Source organism: Pseudomonas sp. SC11 (assembly GCF_047039205.1).
Taxonomy (GTDB): Bacteria; Pseudomonadota; Gammaproteobacteria; order Pseudomonadales; family Pseudomonadaceae; genus Aquipseudomonas; species Aquipseudomonas boreofloridensis.
This window is the reverse complement of the sequence record NZ_CP178183.1, coordinates 4,317,537-4,338,091: the sequence shown is the minus strand read 5'-3', so window position 1 is coordinate 4,338,091 and position 20,555 is coordinate 4,317,537. Positions and strand designations below refer to the sequence as shown.

The 20,555-nt window shown below is 63.9% G+C and carries 17 protein-coding genes; 15 read left to right on the top strand and 2 right to left on the bottom strand.

The window, feature by feature from the left end; genetic code table 11:
- From ACK2SD_RS19330 to ACK2SD_RS19265, 14 genes are all read left to right on the top strand, one after another.
- Entirely contained in the window at positions 1-522 is a 522-nt protein-coding gene (locus ACK2SD_RS19330) for a chemotaxis protein CheW (RefSeq protein ID WP_412460606.1), read from the top strand.
- Positions 519-1,790: a CheR family methyltransferase gene (locus ACK2SD_RS19325; protein WP_039575783.1), complete on the top strand. Its 1,272-nt coding sequence runs from the start codon at positions 519-521 to the stop codon at positions 1,788-1,790. The genes ACK2SD_RS19330 and ACK2SD_RS19325 overlap by 4 nt, the downstream gene beginning before the upstream one ends.
- Positions 1,787-2,452, top strand: coding sequence for a chemotaxis protein CheW (locus tag ACK2SD_RS19320; RefSeq protein ID WP_039575784.1), 666 nt, complete (start codon positions 1,787-1,789; stop codon positions 2,450-2,452). The genes ACK2SD_RS19325 and ACK2SD_RS19320 overlap by 4 nt, the downstream gene beginning before the upstream one ends.
- The gene (locus ACK2SD_RS19315) at positions 2,449-4,740 is read left to right on the top strand and encodes a hybrid sensor histidine kinase/response regulator (RefSeq protein WP_412460605.1); all 2,292 of its coding nucleotides are present in this window, start codon (positions 2,449-2,451) and stop codon (positions 4,738-4,740) included. The genes ACK2SD_RS19320 and ACK2SD_RS19315 overlap by 4 nt, the downstream gene beginning before the upstream one ends.
- Positions 4,737-5,750, top strand: a complete 1,014-nt coding sequence (locus ACK2SD_RS19310) for a chemotaxis response regulator protein-glutamate methylesterase (protein WP_412460604.1) — start codon at positions 4,737-4,739, stop codon at positions 5,748-5,750. The genes ACK2SD_RS19315 and ACK2SD_RS19310 overlap by 4 nt, the downstream gene beginning before the upstream one ends.
- A 51-nt stretch (positions 5,751-5,801) precedes the next feature.
- On the top strand, positions 5,802-6,806 hold the full coding sequence (locus ACK2SD_RS19305; protein WP_039575790.1) for a response regulator: 1,005 nt from the start codon (positions 5,802-5,804) through the stop codon (positions 6,804-6,806).
- 209 nt (positions 6,807-7,015) lie between these two features.
- Positions 7,016-9,361, top strand: coding sequence for a hypothetical protein (locus tag ACK2SD_RS19300; protein ID WP_412460603.1), 2,346 nt, complete (start codon positions 7,016-7,018; stop codon positions 9,359-9,361).
- Between the two features lie 207 nt (positions 9,362-9,568).
- Positions 9,569-10,664, top strand: a protein-coding gene (prfB, locus tag ACK2SD_RS19295; RefSeq protein WP_116887664.1) for a peptide chain release factor 2 whose coding sequence is annotated in 2 segments (ribosomal slippage) — positions 9,569-9,640 and positions 9,642-10,664 — 1,095 coding nt in all. Because the reading frame shifts where the segments join, the coding sequence is not laid out codon by codon here.
- 93 nt (positions 10,665-10,757) lie between these two features.
- Positions 10,758-12,260 (top strand): lysine--tRNA ligase, encoded by a 1,503-nt coding sequence (gene lysS / locus ACK2SD_RS19290; RefSeq protein WP_039575795.1) that lies wholly within the window; start codon positions 10,758-10,760, stop codon positions 12,258-12,260.
- A gap of 60 nt (positions 12,261-12,320) precedes the next feature.
- Positions 12,321-13,037 (top strand): TetR/AcrR family transcriptional regulator, encoded by a 717-nt coding sequence (locus tag ACK2SD_RS19285; protein WP_412460602.1) that lies wholly within the window; start codon positions 12,321-12,323, stop codon positions 13,035-13,037.
- A gap of 30 nt (positions 13,038-13,067) precedes the next feature.
- A complete protein-coding gene (locus tag ACK2SD_RS19280; protein WP_342649545.1) occupies positions 13,068-13,616 on the top strand; it encodes a hypothetical protein in 549 nt (182 codons plus the stop codon).
- Positions 13,617-13,706: 90 nt separating this feature from the next.
- Complete coding sequence (locus ACK2SD_RS19275) at positions 13,707-14,984, top strand: flavohemoglobin expression-modulating QEGLA motif protein (protein WP_039575801.1); 1,278 nt, start codon at positions 13,707-13,709, stop codon at positions 14,982-14,984.
- A complete protein-coding gene (locus ACK2SD_RS19270) occupies positions 14,956-15,879 on the top strand; it encodes an alpha/beta hydrolase (protein WP_412460601.1) in 924 nt (307 codons plus the stop codon). The genes ACK2SD_RS19275 and ACK2SD_RS19270 overlap by 29 nt, the downstream gene beginning before the upstream one ends.
- Positions 15,876-16,202, top strand: coding sequence for a hypothetical protein (locus ACK2SD_RS19265; RefSeq protein ID WP_412460600.1), 327 nt, complete (start codon positions 15,876-15,878; stop codon positions 16,200-16,202). The genes ACK2SD_RS19270 and ACK2SD_RS19265 overlap by 4 nt, the downstream gene beginning before the upstream one ends.
- Positions 16,203-16,266: 64 nt before the next feature.
- On the opposite strand, the gene ACK2SD_RS19260 is transcribed toward ACK2SD_RS19265, so the two are convergent.
- Positions 16,267-17,049, bottom strand: a complete 783-nt coding sequence (locus ACK2SD_RS19260; protein ID WP_412460599.1) for an OmpA family protein — start codon at positions 17,047-17,049, stop codon at positions 16,267-16,269.
- Between the two features lie 51 nt (positions 17,050-17,100).
- Complete coding sequence (locus ACK2SD_RS19255) at positions 17,101-17,514, bottom strand: DUF4398 domain-containing protein (protein WP_317871261.1); 414 nt, start codon at positions 17,512-17,514, stop codon at positions 17,101-17,103.
- Positions 17,515-17,888: 374 nt separating this feature from the next.
- On the opposite strand from ACK2SD_RS19255, the gene ppc reads away from it, so the two are divergent.
- Entirely contained in the window at positions 17,889-20,516 is a 2,628-nt protein-coding gene (ppc, locus tag ACK2SD_RS19250) for a phosphoenolpyruvate carboxylase (protein ID WP_412460598.1), read from the top strand.
- Positions 20,517-20,555: the final 39 nt, after the last annotated feature.

The window sequence follows — 20,555 nt, the reverse complement described above, 5'->3', positions numbered from 1 at the left end:
ATGGCCGAGCCGCAATCGCACGAGCAGCGCCAGACCGCAAACAAGGGCGTGTTGTACCTGCAGTTCAGCATTGGCCAGCAGCGCTTCGCCCTGGACGTGCGCGAGGTGATCGAGGTGCTGCCGCTGCGCCCGCTCAAGCCCATCGCCCAGGCACCGCATTGGGTGGCCGGAATTCTTGGTCATCGCGGTACGCTGGTGCCGGTCATCGACCTGTCGGCGCTGAGCTTCGGCACACCTGCGCCGCGCCGCACCGGTACGCGTCTGGTGTTGGTGCACTATCAAGGCGATCCCCTGCGCGCGCCGCTTCGCCTGGGCCTGGTGCTGGAACAGGCCACCCACACCCTGCGCTGCCAACCCGATGAGTTCCTGCCGTATGGCGTGGATAACCGCGAAGCACGCTACCTCGGCCCGGTACGACAGGACGAACATGGCCTGCTGCAGCGCATTCAGGTCGATGATTTGCTCGACGAGGATGTGCGCCGGCTGCTGTTCCCCGAAGTCTCTGAAGCGGAGGCTGAATGAGCGAGCAGCGCTTTTTCCGCTTCCTCCAGGAGCGCATCGGGCTGGACGTGGAGTCGGTGGGCGCCTCGATGGTGGAGCGCGCCTTGCGCCAACGCTGTGCGGCGTCGGCGGCCGGCGACCTCGACCACTATTGGCTGTGCCTGCAGCAATCGACCGTCGAGCAGCAGGCGCTGATCGAGGCGGTGATCGTGCCGGAGACCTGGTTCTTCCGATACCCCGAGTCGTTCACCGCGCTGGCCACCTTGGCCCGTAAGCGCCTGGCCGAACTGGCCGGTGCCCGGCCCTTGCGCCTGCTCAGCCTGCCGTGCTCGACCGGCGAAGAGCCCTATTCGATTTCCATGGCGTTGCTCGACGCGGGCTTTGCGCCCTGTGCCTTCCGCGTCGACGCCATGGACATCAGCCCCAGCTCCATCGCGCGCGCCGAACTCGCGGTGTATGGACGCAATTCATTCCGCGGCAGCGATCTGGCCTTCCGTGACCGGCACTTCGAAGGCGTCAACGACAGCTACCAGTTATCCGAGCGGGTCCGCCGGCAGGTCAGCCTGGAAGCGGCCAACGTGCTCGATCCGGCGTTGCGCGCGCGCAGTGGACTGTATGACATCGTGTTCTGCCGCAACCTGCTGATCTATTTCGACATCCCGACTCAGCAGCGCGTGTTCGAGGTATTGAAGCTGTTGCTGCACGACGACGGTGTATTGTTCATCGGCCCGGCCGAGGGCAGCCTGCTGGCACGCCTGGGCATGCGCCCGGTCGGTATCGCGCAGTCGTTCGCCTATGTGCGCCAGGATCCCGCCAGCGTCACTGCGCCGCCCAGTCCCGCACCTGTCGTGCGTGTGGCGGCGACGCCCGCACCGCCGCCGCGAGCGACTGCCTGGGCGCCGAATGCGCTGCAGGCTACCCGCACTCCGCCAGCGCCGATCAGGCCGCTGCCAGAACCGGCGGCGAGCGAGGGTGAGCCCGAACTGCTGGCGAGCATTGCGCGCTTGGCCAACAGCGGCGCCAGCGATCAGGCCCGCGCCAGTTGCGAGCGTTACTTGCGCCAGTTCGCGCCCAAGGCCCAGGTGTATTACTGGCTGGGCTTGCTCAGCGATACCCAGGGCGATGCCGGCGAGGCGCTCAAGCATTACCGCAAGGCACTGTATCTGGAGCCGCAGCATGCCGAGGCACTGATGCACCTGGCCGCGTTGTTGGCCTCCCAGGGGGACAGTGCCGGCGCACGGCGCCTGCAGGCGCGTGCGGCGAAGGCGGACCGGGAGTCTGAGCGATGAGCGAGCAACAGGGCCTGCCACTGATCGCCCGGGCCGACGACGATATCGATGACTGCTGGAACCGCATCGGTGTTCACGGCGACAAGCAATGCCCGTTGCTTGAACGGCATATCCACTGTCGTAACTGCGAAGTGCACGCCGCTGCGGCCACCCGACTGCTGGATCGCTACGCGCTGCAACAGGACGAGCAGGTCGAGGCCGTCAGCGTCGAGCCGAGGGCTGCGGGACGCTCCATGCTGCTGTTTCGGCTGGGCGAGGAGTGGCTGGCGTTGGCCACAGCCTGCCTGGCGGAGATCGAACCGCTGCTGCCGGTGCATTCGCTGCCGCACCAACGCTCGCGAGTCCTGCAGGGGGTGGCCAACGTGCGCGGTGCGCTGGTGCCGTGCCTGTCCTTCGCCGACCTGCTGGGCGTGGCCGCAGTCTCAGGCGCTGAGCGCCCGGGCCGAATCATGCCGCGCATGCTGATCCTTGCCGCCGAGGGCGGGCCGGTGGTGTTGCCGGTGGACGAGGTCGACGGCATCCATCGCCTGGACCTTGCGCAGGCGCAGGACGAGCGCGACGCCGCGACCTTCACCCTGGCGGTACTGCAGTGGCGTGCCCGCAGCGTGCGCGTGCTGGATGAGCGCCAACTTCTGTCTGCCGTGAAGCGGAGCCTGTCATGACCCCGGAGCAAATGCGCGACGCTTCGCTGCTCGAACTGTTCAGCCTGGAGGCCGAGGCCCAGACCCAGGTGCTCAGTGCCGGCCTGCTGGCATTGGAGCGCAATCCGGCCCAGGCCGATCAGCTCGAGGCCTGCATGCGTGCCGCGCACTCGCTCAAGGGCGCCGCGCGAATCGTCGGGATCGATGCGGGCGTCAGCGTGGCCCATGTCATGGAAGACTGTCTGGTGGCAGCTCAGGAACAGCGACTGCTGTTGCGCCCGGAGCACATCGACGCTTTGTTGCAGGGCACCGATCTGCTCATGCGAATCGCCACCCCGGGCGATCTGCAAGGCGAGGCAGCGGTGCCGGCGTTCCTGGTGCAGATGGCGGCGCTGCTCGATCCCACCACGCCCATCGTGCCGCGCCCGAGCCTGCCCGCCGAGCCTGCGCCCGCCCCGACCCCAGCGTATCCGCCGGCGTTGCCGGTGGCCACGGTCGAGCGCGAACCCGAATCCGAAGCGGCGATCGCTACCAAGACCAGCAGGCGAGGCGGTGAGGGCGGCGAGCGGGTATTGCGGGTCACCGCCGATCGCTTGAACAGCTTGCTTGACCTGTCGAGCAAATCCCTGGTGGAAACCCAACGCCTGAAGCCTTACCTGGCCACCCTGCAGCGCCTCAAGCGCATGCATGGCCAGGGCATGCGTGCGCTGGACGGGCTCAGGGGCCAGCTCGAGGGCAGCGCTCAGAACGTCGAGGTGCTCGAGGCCCTGGCCCAGACCCAACGCCTGCTGGCCGAAACCCAGCAGATCCTCCAGCAGCAGGCCGCCGACCTCGACGAGTTCGGCTGGCAGGCCAGTCAACGCGCTCAATTGCTGTATGACACGGCGCTGGCGTGCCGCATGCGGCCGTTCGCCGACGTACTCACCGGGCAGAGCCGCATGGTCCGCGACCTCGGCCGGTCGCTCGGCAAGCAGGTGCAGTTGCTGATCGAGGGCGACAAGACGCAGGTCGACCGTGATGTGCTGGAGCGCCTGGATGCACCGCTCACCCATTTGCTGCGCAACGCCGTCGACCACGGCATCGAGTCGCCGGAACAGCGCTTGCTGGCGGGCAAGCCGGCCGATGGCACCTTGCGCTTGCGCGCGTCCCATCAGGCCGGCTTGTTGATCCTCGAGCTGACCGACGATGGCGCCGGTATCGACCTGGAGCGCCTGCGCCGCAGCATCGTCGAGCGCGCCTTGTCGCCGGCCGAAACCGTCGCACAGATGAGCGAAGCAGAACTGCTCACCTTCCTGTTCCTGCCGGGTTTCAGCCTGCGCGAGCAGGTCACCGAGGTGTCAGGACGCGGGGTGGGCCTGGATGCGGTGCAGCACATGGTTCGCGAATTACGCGGCTCGATCGAGCTGACCCAGTCGCCAGGCCACGGCTGCTGCTTCCACATGGAAGTACCGCTGACCCTGTCGGTGGTGCGCAGCCTGGTGGTCGAGGTCGGGAGCGAAGCCTACGCCTTCCCGCTGGCGCACATCGAGCGCACCCTCGACGTCCCCGCGCAATCCATCGTGCAGATCGAGGGGCGCCAGCACTTTTGGCACGAAGACCGCCATATCGGCCTGGTCGCCGCCAGCCAGTTGCTCAATCGTCCGCCCGCGCAGGGGGATGCGGACAGTCTGCGCGTAGTGGTCATCCGTGAGCGCGAGCAGCTTTATGGGGTGGCGGTCGAGCGCCTGATCGGCGAGCGGGTGCTGGTGGTGATGCCGCTGGATCCGCGTCTGGGCAAGGTGCAGGACATTTCTTCCGGGGCGTTGCTCGACGACGGCTCGGTGGTGCTGATCATCGATGTCGAAGACTTGCTGCGCTCGGTGGACAAGCTGCTCAGCACCGGTCGCCTGGAGCGCATCGAGCGCAGCGCGGGCGCTGGTCGAGGCGTACCGCGCAAGCGCGTGCTGGTGGTCGACGATTCGCTCACCGTGCGCGAATTGCAGCGCAAGCTGCTCAGCACACGCGGATACGAGGTGGCCGTGGCGGTCGATGGCATGGATGGCTGGAATGCGCTTCGAGGCGAGGATTTCGACCTGTTGATCACCGACATCGACATGCCGCGCATGGATGGCATCGAACTGGTGACTTTGGTCCGTTGCGACAATCGATTGCAGTCATTACCGGTGATGGTGGTGTCATACAAAGACCGGGAAGAAGACCGACGACGTGGTCTGGACGCCGGTGCCGACTATTATCTGGCCAAGGCCAGCTTCCATGACGATGCGTTGCTGGACGCCGTGGTGGAGCTGATCGGAGGGGCACAAGGATGAAAATCGCCATCGTCAATGACATGCCCATGGCCGTGGAAGCCTTGCGCCGTGCGCTGGCCTTCGAGCCTGCCCATGAGGTGGTGTGGGTCGCGGGTAACGGTGAGGAGGCCGTGCGTAAGTGCGCCGAACTCACGCCCGACCTGATCCTCATGGACCTGATCATGCCGGTGATGGACGGCGTCGAGGCGACGCGACGCATCATGGCCGAAACGCCCTGCGCGATCGTCATCGTCACGGTGGATCGCAAGCAGAACGTGCACCGCGTGTTCGAGGCCATGGGCCACGGCGCGCTCGATGTGGTCGATACGCCGGCGCTGGGCGCGGGCGATGCCCGTGAGGCTGCCGCGCCGTTGCTGCGCAAGATCCTCAATATCGGCTGGCTGATCGGTCAGCAACGCTCCAGTGCGGCACGTTCGCTGGATGCACCGGCGCGTAATCCGGCGTCGCGCTGTGCGTTGGTGGCCATCGGCTCCTCAGCCGGTGGTCCGGCGGCTCTGGAAGTGCTGCTCAAGGCGTTGCCGCGGGATTTTCCCGCCGCCATCGTGCTGGTCCAGCATGTCGATCAGGTGTTCGCCGCCGGGATGGCCGAGTGGCTCAGCGGGGTGTCCGGGCTGCCGGTGCGCCTGGCGCGCGAGGGCGAGCCGCCGCAGCCGGGTCAGGTGCTGCTGGCCGGCACCAACCACCATATTCGGCTGTTGCAAAACGGCCAATTGGCGTACACCGCCGAGCCGGTCAACGAAATCTATCGACCCTCGATCGACGTGTTCTTCGAGAGTGTGGCGCGCTTCTGGCGCAGCGAGGCGGTGGGGGTGCTGCTCACCGGCATGGGCCGTGACGGCGCCCAGGGTTTGAAGCTGATGCGCGAGCAGGGCTTTCTGACCATTGCCCAGGACCAGCAGAGCAGTGCGGTATTTGGCATGCCCAAAGCGGCCGCAGCGATTCAGGCGGCCGTCGAGATTCGGCCGCTGGAGCGGATTGCCGGGCGACTAGTGGAAATCTTTCCGAAATGACGACATGTGTTGAGTCACGCCGAGTGGTCGGTAGTGATCTGGTGAATACAGATGAATGATCTACCGATCGAAGGTTTCACGACGATCAACGAAGGTGCCGCCATGGTCCTGCTGGTCGATGACCAGGCGATGATCGGCGAGGCGGTGCGTCGCGGGCTGTCCCATGAAGAGAACATCGACTTCCACTTCTGCGCCGACCCGCATCAGGCGGTGGCCCAGGCGATGCGCATCAAGCCCACGGTGATCCTGCAGGACTTGATCATGCCGGGCCTGGACGGTCTGACCCTGGTGCGCGAATACCGCAACAACCCCGCCACCCAGGATATTCCGATCATCGTCCTCTCGACCAAGGAGGATCCGCTGGTCAAGAGCGCCGCCTTCGCCGCCGGAGCCAACGATTACCTGGTCAAGCTGCCGGACACCATCGAGTTGGTGGCGCGCATCCGCTATCACTCGCGTTCCTACCTGACCCTGTTGCAGCGCGACGAGGCTTACCGGGCCTTGCGGGTGAGCCAGCAGCAGTTGCTCGACACCAATCTGATGCTGCAGCGGCTGATGAACTCCGATGGCCTGACCGGGCTGTCGAACCGCCGCCACTTCGACGAGTACCTGGAGCTCGAGTGGCGCCGGGCCATGCGCGAGCAGCAGCAGTTGTCATTGCTGATGATCGACGTGGACTACTTCAAGGCCTACAACGATAGCTTTGGCCATCTGGCCGGCGATGAGGCCTTGCGCCAGGTGGCCGAGGCCATTCGCGGTTCCTGTTCGCGGCCCAGTGACCTGCCGGCGCGCTACGGCGGCGAGGAGTTCGCCCTGGTACTGCCCAACACCTCACCGGGCGGCGCGCGCCTGATCGCGGAAAAGCTGCGCCAGACCGTCCTGGCGCTGAAAATTCCCCACAGCGCACCGCAGGCGGACTCGAGCCTGACGGTGAGCATCGGCCTGGCCACCCAGACCCCGGCGATCGGCAGCCATTGCCGGCAACTGATCTCGGCGGCGGACAAAGGCCTGTACCAGGCCAAGAACAGCGGTCGCAATCAGGTCGGTATCGCTTGAGACTACCAGGCCGCGCATTGTAAGAGGCAGGAGCTACCGATTACACCCCGTATGGCGATGTGTTGAGCGCCGGCCTTGTCAGGACTGTGCACTTATGATCGTCAAGGGGGGAGTGTCACTGATATTTTTGTCAGTACCGCGCTTTGTCTTCAGGCATTTCAATAGCCACTATCGCCAGGGTTGTGGCATTCAAGTGCTTAGGTGGCATCATGCATATACCAACGGTTGTCAGCTCCTCCTTCGTTTCGTACGCGCTGGTTCTGCTTCTTTCAGCGCTGTTCCCGAATCCCGCTTGGTCCGAATCAAATGCAGTGACGGCGCCTTCTTCGTCAGTCACTGCAGGTCTGGCGCTTGAATTGTACAGGCCGAGATTCCCCGACTCTGCCGCCGCGCATGTCAACCTTGACCAGATTGGCGAATCGGTCGTGATCACTTTTCTGTACAAGCCTATGACGGTTGGCGATGTCGTCACGCTGAACTGGAAGGGGACGTCCGACTACCAGGCGCCGGAGCAGGTGGTGGCCGTGCCTGGTGTACCCATGGCCTTTCAGATTCCGTCCTCTGTGGTCGCAGGCGACGATGGCGGTGGGGCGGTCGTAACGGCCAGCGTCAAAACAGGCACTCAACCCGAAGTGACCTCGCCTGCTTTTAACGTCACGGTGGGCAGGGAGGGTAGTTCCACGGGGGACGGTATTGCGCAGCGGCTCAACGCACGTTTCAACGCGACCGAGAATGCCTGTCCTGGCAACCTTCCGGCCTACTACTGCAACGGCATCATCGTGCGTTCGGTAGATAACGGCGACTTCGACCCCTGGGATCCCAGTCCTTCCGGCGAGCGGCTGGGGGCGATATCGTTTTCGTACTTCCGCGTCGACACCCATACCGATAACCTGTACAGAAAGAGTGGATTCATCTTTCTGCCGCAATCGGAGGCCATTGCTCAGGGGAAGGCTGTCAACTACCTGTGCATTTATGCCTATGATGCCGGCACCCTGGTGGGTACACGTCCCGACAAAGGCTGTGGACTCAAGCAAGAGCGCGTTTCGGACGATGATCTCAGCACGTGCGCTGGCAAGAATGCCACTACCGTCGAAGGCTGGTACGCCTTCACTAAAAGCCTGGCTCACCGTGACTATCAGTGTTCTTTGAGCACGCGTCAGGCTGATCAGTTTGCGGTCAGCTACCAGGTGCGTGCCAACAAGCCCGATAACATGAACGCCGCCTGGAACGAGCTTATGGTCGAGCTTTGGCCCCAGGGCCACGGGGCGCAGTTGCCGATCGAGGCCTTTTACTACCGTGCGCGCGATGTGCGTTCGCTGGAGGATGCCAGGACCTTCCAGTACAAGTTCCATGCCCGTACGGGCCTGTGGGTACCGGTCGTTGCCTTCGACCTGGATCGCCTCGAACAATCTCCGTTCAGTTATCACGTTGAGGATCAACGTGTAGCTCAGGTGCCGGCGCCTGAGATCAAAGGCGTAGGCAGCAGTGGCGTGCTGGAGCTCTCCTCGCTGGGGACGCAGCCCGTCGATGTTTACGTCGACTACCCGGGTATGGCAGAAGGTCATCGCATCACGCTTCAGTGGTCCAATGCGCAGAAGTCCTGGACCGAGTCGAAGGTTGTCGGTAAAGACCACCGGGGCTTGTCCTTCGCGGTGCCACACGACGTGGCGCGTGCCGCTCTGGATGGGCACGTGCTCGTCACTGCCAGTGTTACCCGCTGGCCCGATGAACGGGTGATTGTGTCCCCTTCTGCCCGATTGGCGGTCAAGAAGGCCAGGACAGGTCGAGATGTAGCTCAGGCGCTCAACCAACGTTTCGTCGACACCCGTGATAGCTGCCGAGCTGGAACGCCCGCGTATTACTGTAATGGTCTGCTGATACGGGCTATAGATGATGGCGATTTCATGCCGTGGAACCCAAGCCCGAGGGCTGAGAAACTGGGTGCGGTGTCGTTGTCCTGGCTACGGCGGGGTACTCATGTCACGCGTCTGCATACCGCCAGCGGTTTCATATTTCTGCCCCAGCAACTGGCCATCGAGAAGGGCTTCGACCTGCGCTACCTTTGCGTCTATGCCTACGACGCCTGGACAGCACTTGAAGGGCGCCCAGCCAATGGTTGCGGACTACAGCCGTCGAATCGGTCTGCCGCTGATTTGGATCTAAGCACTTGCGCCAGCCAGCAAGCAACGACTGTGACGGGCTGGTACGCGTTCACCCGCACCATCGAAAACTCCAAGTATCAGTGCTCACTCAGTACTCGCGATGCCGGTCAGTTTGCGGTGGCGTACAAGGTCAGGGACAAGCGTCCGCCCAATATCGTCGATACCTACAATGAAGTGCTGGTAGCCACATGGCCGCAGGATATTCCCGATCAACTCCCGATGGAGGCGTTCTTTTATACCAGTAGCCAAGGGCGAGAAGCGGCGATGAACTTCCAGCGCAAGTTCAAGCAGAGCACCGACGGTTGGCTGCCGGTCGTCAAAGTGGATTTGCGCCGGCTATCCACCTCTACGCCTATGAGCTATCTCGAGGAAGATCAAGCAGTGCTCCCCTGAGCGTCGGCTCAGGCTGCAGGTTTGAGCAGGCACCTCATTGGGTTGCAAGGCTGTCTTGAATCCGTATCAATCAAGACAGCTTTGCAAGCCCCTTTGAATCACACCTGGATTCAGCAAAAACACACGATTGCGTGGGCCTGCCGTCACGCGGCAGACTGCGATATACTCGCGGGCTTTTCACCGAATTCGCGCGAGAGCTGCCCGCCCATGGAAATCCAACCGATCCTCAATACCATCAAGGACCTTACCGAGCGTTCCCAGTCAATTCGGGGGTATCTTTGACTACGATCACAAAAGTGATCGTCTGATCGAAGTCAACCGCGAACTGGAAGACCCGGCCGTCTGGAACAAGCCTGAGTATGCCCAGAGCCTGGGCCGCGAGCGGGCCATGCTGGCGCAGGTGGTCGAGACCCTGGACAAGCTGTCCGGCGGCCTGGCCGATTGCAAGGACTTGCTCGACATGGCCGTGGAAGAGGGTGACGACGCAGCCGTCAGCGATGTGATCGGGGAACTCGAAGGGCTCGAGGAATCCCTCGCCCAACTGGAGTTCCGCCGCATGTTCAGCGGTGAGATGGACATGAACAACGCCTACCTCGACATCCAGGCAGGTTCCGGCGGCACCGAGGCGCAGGACTGGGCCAACATCCTGCTGCGCATGTACCTGCGCTGGGCCGACAAGCGCGGTTTCGATGCCACCATCATCGAGCTGTCCGAAGGCGAGGTCGCCGGCATCAAGGGCGCCACCGTGCACATCAAGGGCGAATATGCCTTCGGCTGGTTGCGCACCGAGATCGGTGTGCACCGTCTGGTACGCAAGAGCCCGTTCGACTCCGGCGCCCGTCGCCACACCTCGTTCTCGGCGGTGTTCGTTTCGCCGGAAATCGACGACAAGGTCGAGATCGAGATCAACCCGTCCGACCTGCGCGTCGACACCTACCGCTCCTCCGGTGCGGGCGGTCAGCACGTCAACACCACCGACTCGGCGGTGCGTATCACCCACGTGCCGACCAATACCGTGGTGGCGTGCCAGAACGAACGCTCCCAGCACGCCAACAAGGACACCGCCATGAAAATGCTGCGGGCCAAGTTGTACGAGCTGGAAATGCAGAAGCGCAATGCCGCTTCCCAGGCGCTGGAAGATAGCAAGTCGGACATCGGCTGGGGTCACCAGATCCGCTCCTACGTGCTTGACGACTCGCGGATCAAAGACCTGCGCACCGGCGTCGAGCGCAGCGATTGCCAGAAAGTCCTCGACGGCGACCTCGATCAGTACCTCGAAGCGAGCCTCAAGCAGGGCCTGTAAACCGCACACCACCGCCGCGATACCTGGCCTGGGGCCGGTGTCGCGTGGCCTGCCCGACAGGGGCAACGAACACCTGATGGAACCAATGACGACATGAGCGACCTGAAGACCGAATCGCAAGACCTGCAACAGGAAGAAAACACTCTGATCGCCCTGCGCAAGGACAAACTTGCCGCCGAGCGGGCCAAGGGCAATGCCTTCCCCAATGACTTCCGTCGCGACAGCTACTGCAACGACCTGCAGAAGCAGTACGTGGACAAGACCAAGGAAGAACTGGAAGCAGCCGCGATTCCGGTCAAGGTCGCCGGCCGCATCATGCTCAACCGTGGCGCGTTCATGGTCATCCAGGACATGACCGGGCGCATCCAGGTCTACGTCAACCGCAAGACCCTGCCCGAGCAGACCCTGGCAGCGGTCAAGACCTGGGACCTGGGCGACATCATCAGCGCTGAAGGGACCCTGGCGCGTTCCGGCAAGGGCGACCTGTACGTTGAGATGACCGACGTGCGCCTGCTGACCAAGTCGCTGCGTCCACTGCCGGACAAGCACCATGGCCTGACCGACACCGAACAGCGCTATCGTCAGCGCTACGTCGACCTGATGGTCAACGAGGACACGCGCCACACCTTCCGTGTGCGCTCCCAGGTGATTTCGCACATCCGCAAGTTCCTCGCCGAGCGCGACTTCCTCGAAGTCGAAACGCCGATGCTGCAGACCATTCCCGGTGGCGCCGCCGCCAAGCCTTTCGAAACTCACCACAATGCGCTGGACATGGCCATGTTCCTGCGTATCGCGCCTGAGCTGTACCTCAAGCGTCTGGTGGTCGGCGGCTTCGAGAAAGTCTTCGAGATCAACCGCAACTTCCGCAACGAAGGCGTCTCGACCCGGCACAACCCCGAGTTCACCATGCTCGAGTTCTACCAGGCCTATGCCGATTACCGCGACAACATGGACCTGACCGAAGAGCTGTTCCGCGAGCTGGCACAGTTGGTCCTGGGCAGCACCGACGTGCCCTATGGCGACAAGGTGTTCCACTTCGGTGAGCCGTTCGCTCGCCTGAGCGTGTTCGACTCGATCCTCAAGTACAACCCGGAGCTGACCGCGGCCGACCTGCAGGATGTCGACAAGGCCCGTGACATCGCCAAGAAGGCTGGCGCCAAGGTGCTCGGCCACGAGGGCCTGGGCAAGCTGCAGGTGATGATTTTCGAAGAGCTGGTCGAGCACAAGCTGGAACAGCCGCACTTCATCACCGAGTACCCGTTCGAGGTCTCGCCGCTGGCTCGCCGCAACGATGACAACCCGGCCGTCACCGACCGTTTCGAGCTGTTCATCGGCGGCCGCGAAATCGCCAACGCCTACTCCGAGCTCAACGACGCCGAGGACCAGGCCGAGCGCTTCCTGGCCCAGGTGGCCGAGAAGGATGCAGGTGACGACGAAGCCATGCACTACGACGCCGACTTCGTGCGCGCCCTGGAGTACGGCATGCCGCCGACCGCCGGTGAGGGGATCGGTATCGACCGCCTGGTGATGCTGCTGACCAACTCGCCATCGATTCGCGATGTGATCCTCTTCCCGCACATGCGCCCGCAGGCCTGAGCCCACTGACCAAGCCGCCTCCCCAGGCGGCTTTTTCTTGCATTTCGTGAGGTACTTCCCGTGACACCCGCAACTGCCCAGCAAGGGGCTGCCGGCGTGGCCAATGCCGTCGCCGAGAGCGTCCAGTATCAAGGCCGCAAGGCCAGTCGCCAGGGCAGCGAGCAGCGCCGCCAGCAGATCCTCGACGCCGCCATGCGCATCGTCGTGCGTGACGGCGTGCGCGGCGTGCGGCATCGCGCCGTGGCCGCCGAGGCTGGTGTGCCCCTGTCGGCCACCACCTATTACTTCAAGGACATCGAGGACCTGCTCACCGACAGCTTCGCCCAGTACGTCGAGCGCAGCGCCGCCTACATGGCCAAGCTGTGGGCCAACACCGAAGGGGTGTTGCGTCATTTGCTCGCCCAGGGCGATTGCAGCGCCTTGTCACGGGCGCGTCTGGCCGACGAAGTGGCGCGCATGACCGCTGACTATGTCACCCGCCAATTGCTCAACCGCCGCGACTTCCTGCTGGCCGAACAGGCGTTCCGCCAGGAGGCGCTGCTGTGTCCGCGTCTGGCCGAACTGGTGCGTGCCCATGAGCAGATCCTGCTGCATGGTGCGCGGCAGATGCTCGAGGTGGTCGGCTCGCGTCAGCCGCAACAGGACGCCCTGGTGTTGACGGCCATCATCGAGCAGATGGAATATCAGGGCCTGCTCGATGCGCCCGATGCCCAGGCCGACGAGCAGATGCTCGCTATCCTGACCCGCTATCTGCACTTGGTGCTGGCTGCGGTGTAAGGCGTAGCCGATTTCTTCAAGGAGAACCCGATGAAAGCCTGGCGTGTGCTGTTGCTGACCCTGTCGTTCCTGCTGCTGGGCGGATGCCTGGTGACGTTCGACGAACCGCTGGCGGCGCATCAGGCGGCGCCCAAGGGCCTGGTGGGTCACTGGAGCAGCAAGGATGCCTGGGGCCAGCCGCTGCAGTTGACCATCAGCCGCACGGTTGGTGACACCTACAAGGCGGTGGCCCGCACCCAGGGCAAGGCGCCACAGTCCTACGACTTCACCGTGTCGCGCCATGGCAACCGCTGGTATCTGTCGGCGGCGGTGCCCAAGTCCTTGGGTGGCCACTATGTGATCGGCGGCTTCGAGCTGATCGATGGCAAACAGTTGGTGGTCTACAACCTGGACGTGGAACAGATGCAGCAGGCCGTGGACAAGCAGGAACTCAGTGGTCGCCGCACCGAGGTGCCGCAAGACAACGGCGCGGGCGTGTTGATCGACAGCTCGGCCGAACGCGTTCTGGCGTACCTGGACGACCCGGCCAACTCCGACCTGTTCGTGGAAGCGGCGCGGTTCCAGCGGGCCAGCAAATAAACCTGCCGGACGCTTTGCGGCTGAAGCGTTCGCTATTGGCCTCAAAGCTATAGCCCGGCACGGCCAGCGTTTTTCAGAAAGGAGTTCCCGGTGGACGATTACCAACAGACCATCCGCGCGCTGTCCGACCGTATCGTCGCCGCCCAGACCCCGATACGGGTGCTGGATGCGGTGAAGTGGGACGACGGCATTCGTCAGGGCTTCTACAAGACCAAGGGCAAGGAACCGCCGGCGGTGGATCGCGCCTACTATCAAAGCCGGCCGCTGTCGTTCGACTCCAGCGCGGTGAAAGCCGAATTCCAGAGCATCGAGCGCGACATCACCCGCCAGCTCGGCCAGTTCAACCCAGTCGGGCAGATCATGCGACGCATGTGCAAGGAGTACCGCATGGTGGTGCGCATGCTCGAAGCGCGCGGCACCGAGGACTTCGGCCTGATCTCCCAGGAGCTGTACGGCGCCGCGTCCGATGCCTTCCACGCGGGTGACCCGACCCTGGCCGACCTGGGGCTGATGCTTTCGGATTACCTGAACAACATCGACGGGCGGGGCGATCTCAAGGACGAGCCGAAGAACCTCACGGCCAAGGAAGCGGTGGAAATTCTCCAGCGTCGCCTGAACAAGGTGTTCGGCGAGGCGGAAGAAACCATCCGCGTGTTCGAGTCCGACGGTATCGTCGCCGATGCCGCGGCGGGTGCCGACTACATCAAGGTGCGCAGCGACGCCCTGTTCAACAGCCGGGACGTGCGGGCGCTGGAGGTGCATGAAGGGCTGGTGCATGTCGGAACCACCCTCAACGGCCTCAACCAGCCCATTTGCACCTTCCTCTCCAAAGGCCCGCCATCGTCCACCGTGACCCAGGAGGGCCTGGCCATTCTCATGGAGGTGATCGCCTTCGCCTCCTACCCTAGCCGCTTGCGCAAACTGACCAACCGTACCCGCGCCATCCACATGGTGGAGCAGGGCGCCGACTTCATGCAGGTCTACGCCTTTTTCCGCGATCAGGGCTTCGAAATGGCCGACAGCTACGGCAATGCCAGTCGCGTGTTCCGTGGTTCCGTGCCCAATGGCCTGCCATTCACCAAAGACTTGTCCTATCTCAAGGGCTTCATCATGGTCTACAACTACATTCAGTTGGCCGTGAGGAAGGGCAAGCTGGAGCAGATCCCGCTGCTGTTCTGCGGCAAGACCACGCTGGAAGACATGCGCACGTTGCGTCAATTGGTCGAAGAGGGCCTGGTGGCGCCACCGAAGTACCTTCCCGAGCAGTTCCGCGACCTCAACGCGCTGTCGGCCTGGATGTGTTTCTCCAACTTCCTCAACCACCTGAGCCTCGATCGCATTGAAGCCGACTACGCCAACATTCTCTGAGCGCTGCCGTACGCTGTTGCTGGGGCTCGGGCTGGTGTGCCTGGCCGGTTGCAGCAGTCTGCTGTTCTACCCCGAGCCCGGTCAGCCGTTCACGCCAGAGCGTGCGCAGTTGCAGTACCGCGACGTGACGCTGACGGCGCGCGATGGCACGCGCTTGCATGGCTGGTGGTTACCGGCCAAAGGCGGCGTCGCGGTGAAGGGCACGGTGCTGCACCTGCATGGCAACGGCGGCAACCTGGCCTGGCACCTGGGCGGTAGCTACTGGCTGCCTGAGCAGGGCTATCAGGTGCTGATGCTCGACTACCGGGGTTATGGCCTGTCTGCCGGCAAGCCTACGCTGCCGGCGGTGTACCAGGACATCGAAGCCGCCCTGGATTGGCTGGGGCAGGCGCCCGAGGTCCAAGGCAAGCCGCTGGTATTGCTGGGCCAGAGCCTGGGAGGGGCCATGGCCATCCACTATCTGGCCGAACACCCCCAGCAACGCCAGCGCTTCAGCGCCCTTGTGTTCGACGGCGTACCGGCCAGCTACCGCGATGTCGGGCGCTTTGCCTTGAGCACCTCATGGATGACCTGGCCGCTGCAGGTGCCGCTGTCCTGGCTGGTACCCGACGGCGACAGCGCGATCCGTTCCATCGAGCGTCTGGACAGCCCACCGAAGCTGTTCTTCCACAGCATCGACGACAACCTGGTGCCGATGGCCAACGGTATCCGCCTGTACCAGCACGCACCGCCGCCGCGCGTGCTGCAACTGACCCGGGGCGATCATGTGCAGACCTTCGCCGACCCGACCTGGCGTCAGGTGATGCTGCGTTTTCTCGACGATCCCAGCCATTTCAACGGCCTGCGCCGATTGGCGGAAGTGCCGAACTACCCTGACGAGAACCACCCGCAATGAGTGAAGAACGCAACGCCATCCCGCTGATCCTGACCGGCATAGGCACCATCATCGTCACCGTGGGGGCCTTGTGGTACTACGGTTACCTGCACTTCGCCAAGCCTGAAGACGCGCTGCTGCTGCAGGACTACACCATGCTCAAGACCATCCCGGGCGAAGACTACAAGGTATCGCTGGAGCCCTCGCCGCAATTGGCGCAGTGCGTCGACGGCGTGCTGGTGCTGTTCGATACCCAGCAGAAGGGCCTGACGGGCGTGCTGGTGGACAACCGCAAGCGGGCGATCCGCTGCATGGGTCAGGACACGCCGCAACAGGTGCAATAAAACCTGCAGGCATGAAAAAACCCGCCATCGAGGCGGGTTTTTTCATATTACCGAGCAGACGCTATCAACGGATGGTCGAACGCGGTGCTACCGGTTGGTTGTCGTTGGAAATGGTGACTTCCACGCGACGGTTCTGGGCACGGCCAGAGTTGCTGGAGTTGTCCGCAACCGGATACTCCTTGCCGTAACCCTGGGCGACGATGCGCGCTGGGTCGATGCCGGCACGTACCAGCGCCATGCGCACGCTGTTGGCGCGACGCTCGGACAGGCTCTGGTTGTAGCTCTGCGAACCGACGCTGTCGGTGTAGCCTTCGACAATCACCTTACGCTCTGGATTTTCCTGGAGGAAAGTGGCCAGGGTGGTGATGTTCGGCAGGGCGCTGCTCTTGAGCTCAGCCTTGTTGAAGTCGAACAGCACGTCGCCGAAGGTCACCAGGGTGCCGCGGTCGGTCTGCTTGGCGTTGAGCTTGTCCTGCAGGGCTTTGATCTGCGCGTCGCGGGCGTCCAGTTTGGCCTGGGCGCGCTGGGCGGCGGCGTTCTTCAGATCGCCTTCGGCGGTGCGCAGGGCGATGGTCTGCTTGGCCACTTCGACGCGCTGGTTGGTCAGATAGGCCAGTTGGTCGACCTTCTTCTCGTCTTCGCGGTCCATGTAGGCCTTGTCGGCCTTGTTCAGCCAGTCCTGAGCGTCCTTGGTTTCCAGCGCCGCGACTTTGCTCGCCTGCGGATCGCTCTGCAGCGACGAGAAGTTGGTGCGGGCCGATTCCAGGTTGGCGTTCGGGTCGTGCGAGCACGCAGCCAGGCCAACGCTCAGGGCCAGAAGGGCGGGGATCATTACGTAGTTGCGCATAGTGTTCATCCTTTGATCGATAACGAAGGCAGGTGGGCGGTCAGGCAGGCCTTACTGGGCGCTGCGCAGGCCTTCCTCACGCACGTCATTGACGCCTTGGCGGGCATCCTGCACGGCCTTCTGGGCCTTGGCTGCCTGGGCCTTGCGCTCGGCGACGCGGGCATCCCACTCGGCCTGTTCGGCCAGGCGCTTGGCTTCGTCGTACTTCTTGTCATGCATGGCGATTTCGGCCTGCTTGAACTTGTCCTGTGCAGCTTTCATCTCGACTGCGGCGTACTCGGTGCCGCCAGCGCTGACCGCAGAATTCACGGCGGACTGGGTCACGGCGTACTGTTCGGTCGGCGGATTGCCAGCACAGCCGGCCAGGACCAGGCTGCTGCCCAGGGCCAGCGCGGCCAGTTTCAGCCCGCGCAGTGAGTTGGACGGGAAGTTTGCGGTGCGGGTCTTCATGGTGGTCAACTCCATTGGAACACTCCTGATAACGATGTCCGTGACAGTCCATCGCTCCCTGACATCACATAGGCTTGTGCCGGTGCACCAAACACCATGGGCGCAGGGTTTTTGCGTGATGGCTATTGGCTCCGACTTGAGCGATTCAAGAATAGTTCAGAAAAAACTTAGCTAGGCAACGCAACTTTTTCTGACTGATCGGTCAGTGCGCACAGGCCGCTGACTCACGCCCATCGCACGTGCCACGGCGCGGTCTGTGTTGAGAACCGCAGCAGGTTGCAATAGTTGCATTGGCATGGCGTCGCTTGTCTTGACGGGCTGTCGTGGGCACTCTTGGCGGATCGACCGGGATGCTGGCGCGGGGTGACCGCGCGATCTGAGGAGAGCCAATGACCGATATCGATGTGCGCTTGCGTGAAGATGTCCACCTGCTGGGTGAGCTGCTCGGGGAAACCATTCGCCAGCAGCATGGCGAAGGTTTTTTGCAGAAGATCGAGGACATTCGCCACAGTGCCAAGGCCGATCGCCGCGGTGCGGGCGAGCAATTGAGTTCCACCCTTGCCGATCTGGCCGATGACGACCTGTTGCCGGTGGCCCGTGCGTTCAACCAGTTTCTCAACCTGGCCAACATCGCCGAGCAGTACCAGTTGATTCATCGGCGCGGTGCCGAGCAGCAGGCGCCGTTCGAGGACCGCGCCTTGCCGGAACTGCTGGCACGGCTGCGCCAGGCCGGGCATGACGATCAGAGCCTGGCTCGGCAGTTGGCCGAACTGGACATCCAGTTGGTGCTGACGGCGCACCCCACCGAAGTGGCGCGGCGCACCTTGATCCAGAAGTACGATGCGATCGCCGCCCAACTCGCCGCCCAGGACCACCGCGACCTCACGCCCGCCGAGCGCCAGCAGATTCGTGAGCGGCTGCGCCGTCTTATCGCCGAGGCCTGGCATACCGAGGAAATCCGTCGTACCCGGCCCACCCCGGTGGATGAAGCCAAGTGGGGCTTTGCAGTGATCGAGCACTCGCTGTGGCAGGCCATTCCCAATCACCTGCGCAAGGTCGACCAGGCCTTGTTCGACGCCACCGGCCAGCGACTGCCGCTAAGCGCCGCGCCGATCCGCTTCGCCTCATGGATGGGCGGTGACCGCGACGGCAACCCCAACGTCACCGCGCCTGTAACCCGTGAGGTACTGCTGTTGGCGCGCTGGATGGCGGCTGACCTGTTCCTGCGCGACATCGATGCGCTGGCGGCGGATTTGTCCATGCAGCAGGCCAGCGCCGCGCTGCGTGAAGTGGTCGGTGACAGCGCCGAGCCCTATCGCGCGGTGCTCAAGCAACTGCGCGATCGCCTGCGCGCCACCCGCGCCTGGGCCCATGCCTCCTTGGCCGGGCCACAGCCTGCTTCGGCGCAGGTGCTGGTCAACAATCGCGAGCTGATCGAGCCCCTCGAGCGATGCCATCAGTCGCTGCATGACTGCGGCATGGGCGTGATCGCCGACGGCCCGCTGCTCGACTGTCTGCGCCGGGCGGTGACCTTTGGCCTGTTCCTGGTGCGCCTGGACGTGCGCCAGGACGCAGCCCGGCACCGCGATGCACTGTCGGAAATCACCGACTACCTGGGGCTGGGACGCTACGCCGACTGGGACGAAGAGCAGCGCATCGCCTTCCTGCAAGCCGAACTGGCCAATCGTCGACCCCTGCTGCCTGGCTATTTCCAGCCCGAGGCGGACACCGCCGAGGTGCTGGCGACCTGTCGCGAGATCGCGGCGGCGCCCGCCGCCTCGCTGGGCTCCTACGTGATTTCCATGGCCGGCGCGGCCTCCGATGTGCTGGCGGTGCAATTGCTGTTGAAGGAAGCCGGGCTGACCCGGCCGATGCGCGTGGTGCCGCTGTTCGAGACCCTGGCCGATCTGGACAACGCCGGCCCGGTGATGGAGCGCCTGCTCGGTTTGCCCGGTTATCGCGACACGCTGCACGGTCCACAGGAAGTGATGATCGGCTATTCCGACTCGGCCAAGGACGCCGGCACCACGGCGGCGGCCTGGGCGCAGTACCGCGCACAGGAAAACCTGGTGCGGATCTGTCGTGAACATGAGGTCGAATTGCTGCTGTTCCATGGCCGCGGCGGCACCGTCGGGCGTGGCGGTGGTCCTGCCCACGCGGCGATCCTGTCGCAGCCCCCGGGCTCGGTGGCCGGACGCTTCCGGACCACCGAGCAGGGCGAAATGATCCGCTTCAAGTTCGGCCTGCCGGGCATCGCCGAACAGAACCTCAACCTGTATCTGGCGGCGGTGCTGGAGGCGACCTTGCTCCCGCCTCCGCCGCCCGAGCCCGCCTGGCGCGAGGTGATGGACCAGATGGCCGCCGACGGCGTCCAGGCCTACCGCGCGGTGGTGCGCGAGAACCCGGATTTCGTCGAGTATTTCCGGCAGTCCACGCCCGAGCAGGAACTGGGACGTCTGCCGTTGGGTAGCCGGCCTGCCAAGCGCCGCGCCGGGGGCATCGAGAGTCTGCGGGCGATCCCGTGGATCTTCGGCTGGACCCAGACACGGCTGATGCTGCCGGCCTGGCTGGGCTGGGAAACCGCATTGAGCAACGCACTGGCCCGGGGGCAGGGTGATCTGCTGACGCAGATGCGTGCGCAGTGGCCGTTCTTCCGTACGCGTATCGACATGCTGGAGATGGTCTTGGCCAAGGCCGATGCGGAAATCGCCAAAGCCTACGACGAACGTCTGGTGCAACCGCAACTGCTGGCGTTGGGGGCGCATCTGCGCGACCTATTGTCGCAGTCGTGCCAGGTGGTGCTGAGCCTGACCGGCCAGCCGGTGCTACTGGCCCACAGTCCCGAGACCCTGGAATTCATCAGCCTGCGCAACACCTACCTGGACCCGCTGCATCGCCTGCAGGCCGAACTGCTGGCCCGCTCGCGGGTGCGCGAAGCCGCTCTGGATAGCCCATTGGAGCAGGCCCTGCTGGTCACCGTGGCCGGCATTGCGGCGGGTTTGCGCAACACCGGCTGAGGTGCCGAGACACCGTCGAATGCGCGCAAGCGACGGTGT

What these genes read in the sequence shown, in the direction of transcription:
- ACK2SD_RS19255 (WP_317871261.1), bottom strand. Translation starts at nt 17,514, where the DNA reads ATGGAGTTGACCACCATGAAGACCCGCACCGCAAACTTCCCGTCCAAC.
- ACK2SD_RS19330 (WP_412460606.1), top strand. Translation starts at nt 1, where the DNA reads ATGGCCGAGCCGCAATCGCACGAGCAGCGCCAGACCGCAAACAAGGGC.
- ACK2SD_RS19260 (WP_412460599.1), bottom strand. Translation starts at nt 17,049, where the DNA reads ATGCGCAACTACGTAATGATCCCCGCCCTTCTGGCCCTGAGCGTTGGC.
- ACK2SD_RS19265 (WP_412460600.1), top strand. Translation starts at nt 15,876, where the DNA reads ATGAGTGAAGAACGCAACGCCATCCCGCTGATCCTGACCGGCATAGGC.
- ppc (WP_412460598.1), top strand. Translation starts at nt 17,889, where the DNA reads ATGACCGATATCGATGTGCGCTTGCGTGAAGATGTCCACCTGCTGGGT.
- ACK2SD_RS19305 (WP_039575790.1), top strand. Translation starts at nt 5,802, where the DNA reads ATGAATGATCTACCGATCGAAGGTTTCACGACGATCAACGAAGGTGCC.
- ACK2SD_RS19325 (WP_039575783.1), top strand. Translation starts at nt 519, where the DNA reads ATGAGCGAGCAGCGCTTTTTCCGCTTCCTCCAGGAGCGCATCGGGCTG.
- ACK2SD_RS19310 (WP_412460604.1), top strand. Translation starts at nt 4,737, where the DNA reads ATGAAAATCGCCATCGTCAATGACATGCCCATGGCCGTGGAAGCCTTG.
- ACK2SD_RS19280 (WP_342649545.1), top strand. Translation starts at nt 13,068, where the DNA reads ATGAAAGCCTGGCGTGTGCTGTTGCTGACCCTGTCGTTCCTGCTGCTG.
- ACK2SD_RS19300 (WP_412460603.1), top strand. Translation starts at nt 7,016, where the DNA reads ATGCATATACCAACGGTTGTCAGCTCCTCCTTCGTTTCGTACGCGCTG.
- ACK2SD_RS19315 (WP_412460605.1), top strand. Translation starts at nt 2,449, where the DNA reads ATGACCCCGGAGCAAATGCGCGACGCTTCGCTGCTCGAACTGTTCAGC.
- ACK2SD_RS19320 (WP_039575784.1), top strand. Translation starts at nt 1,787, where the DNA reads ATGAGCGAGCAACAGGGCCTGCCACTGATCGCCCGGGCCGACGACGAT.
- lysS (WP_039575795.1), top strand. Translation starts at nt 10,758, where the DNA reads ATGAGCGACCTGAAGACCGAATCGCAAGACCTGCAACAGGAAGAAAAC.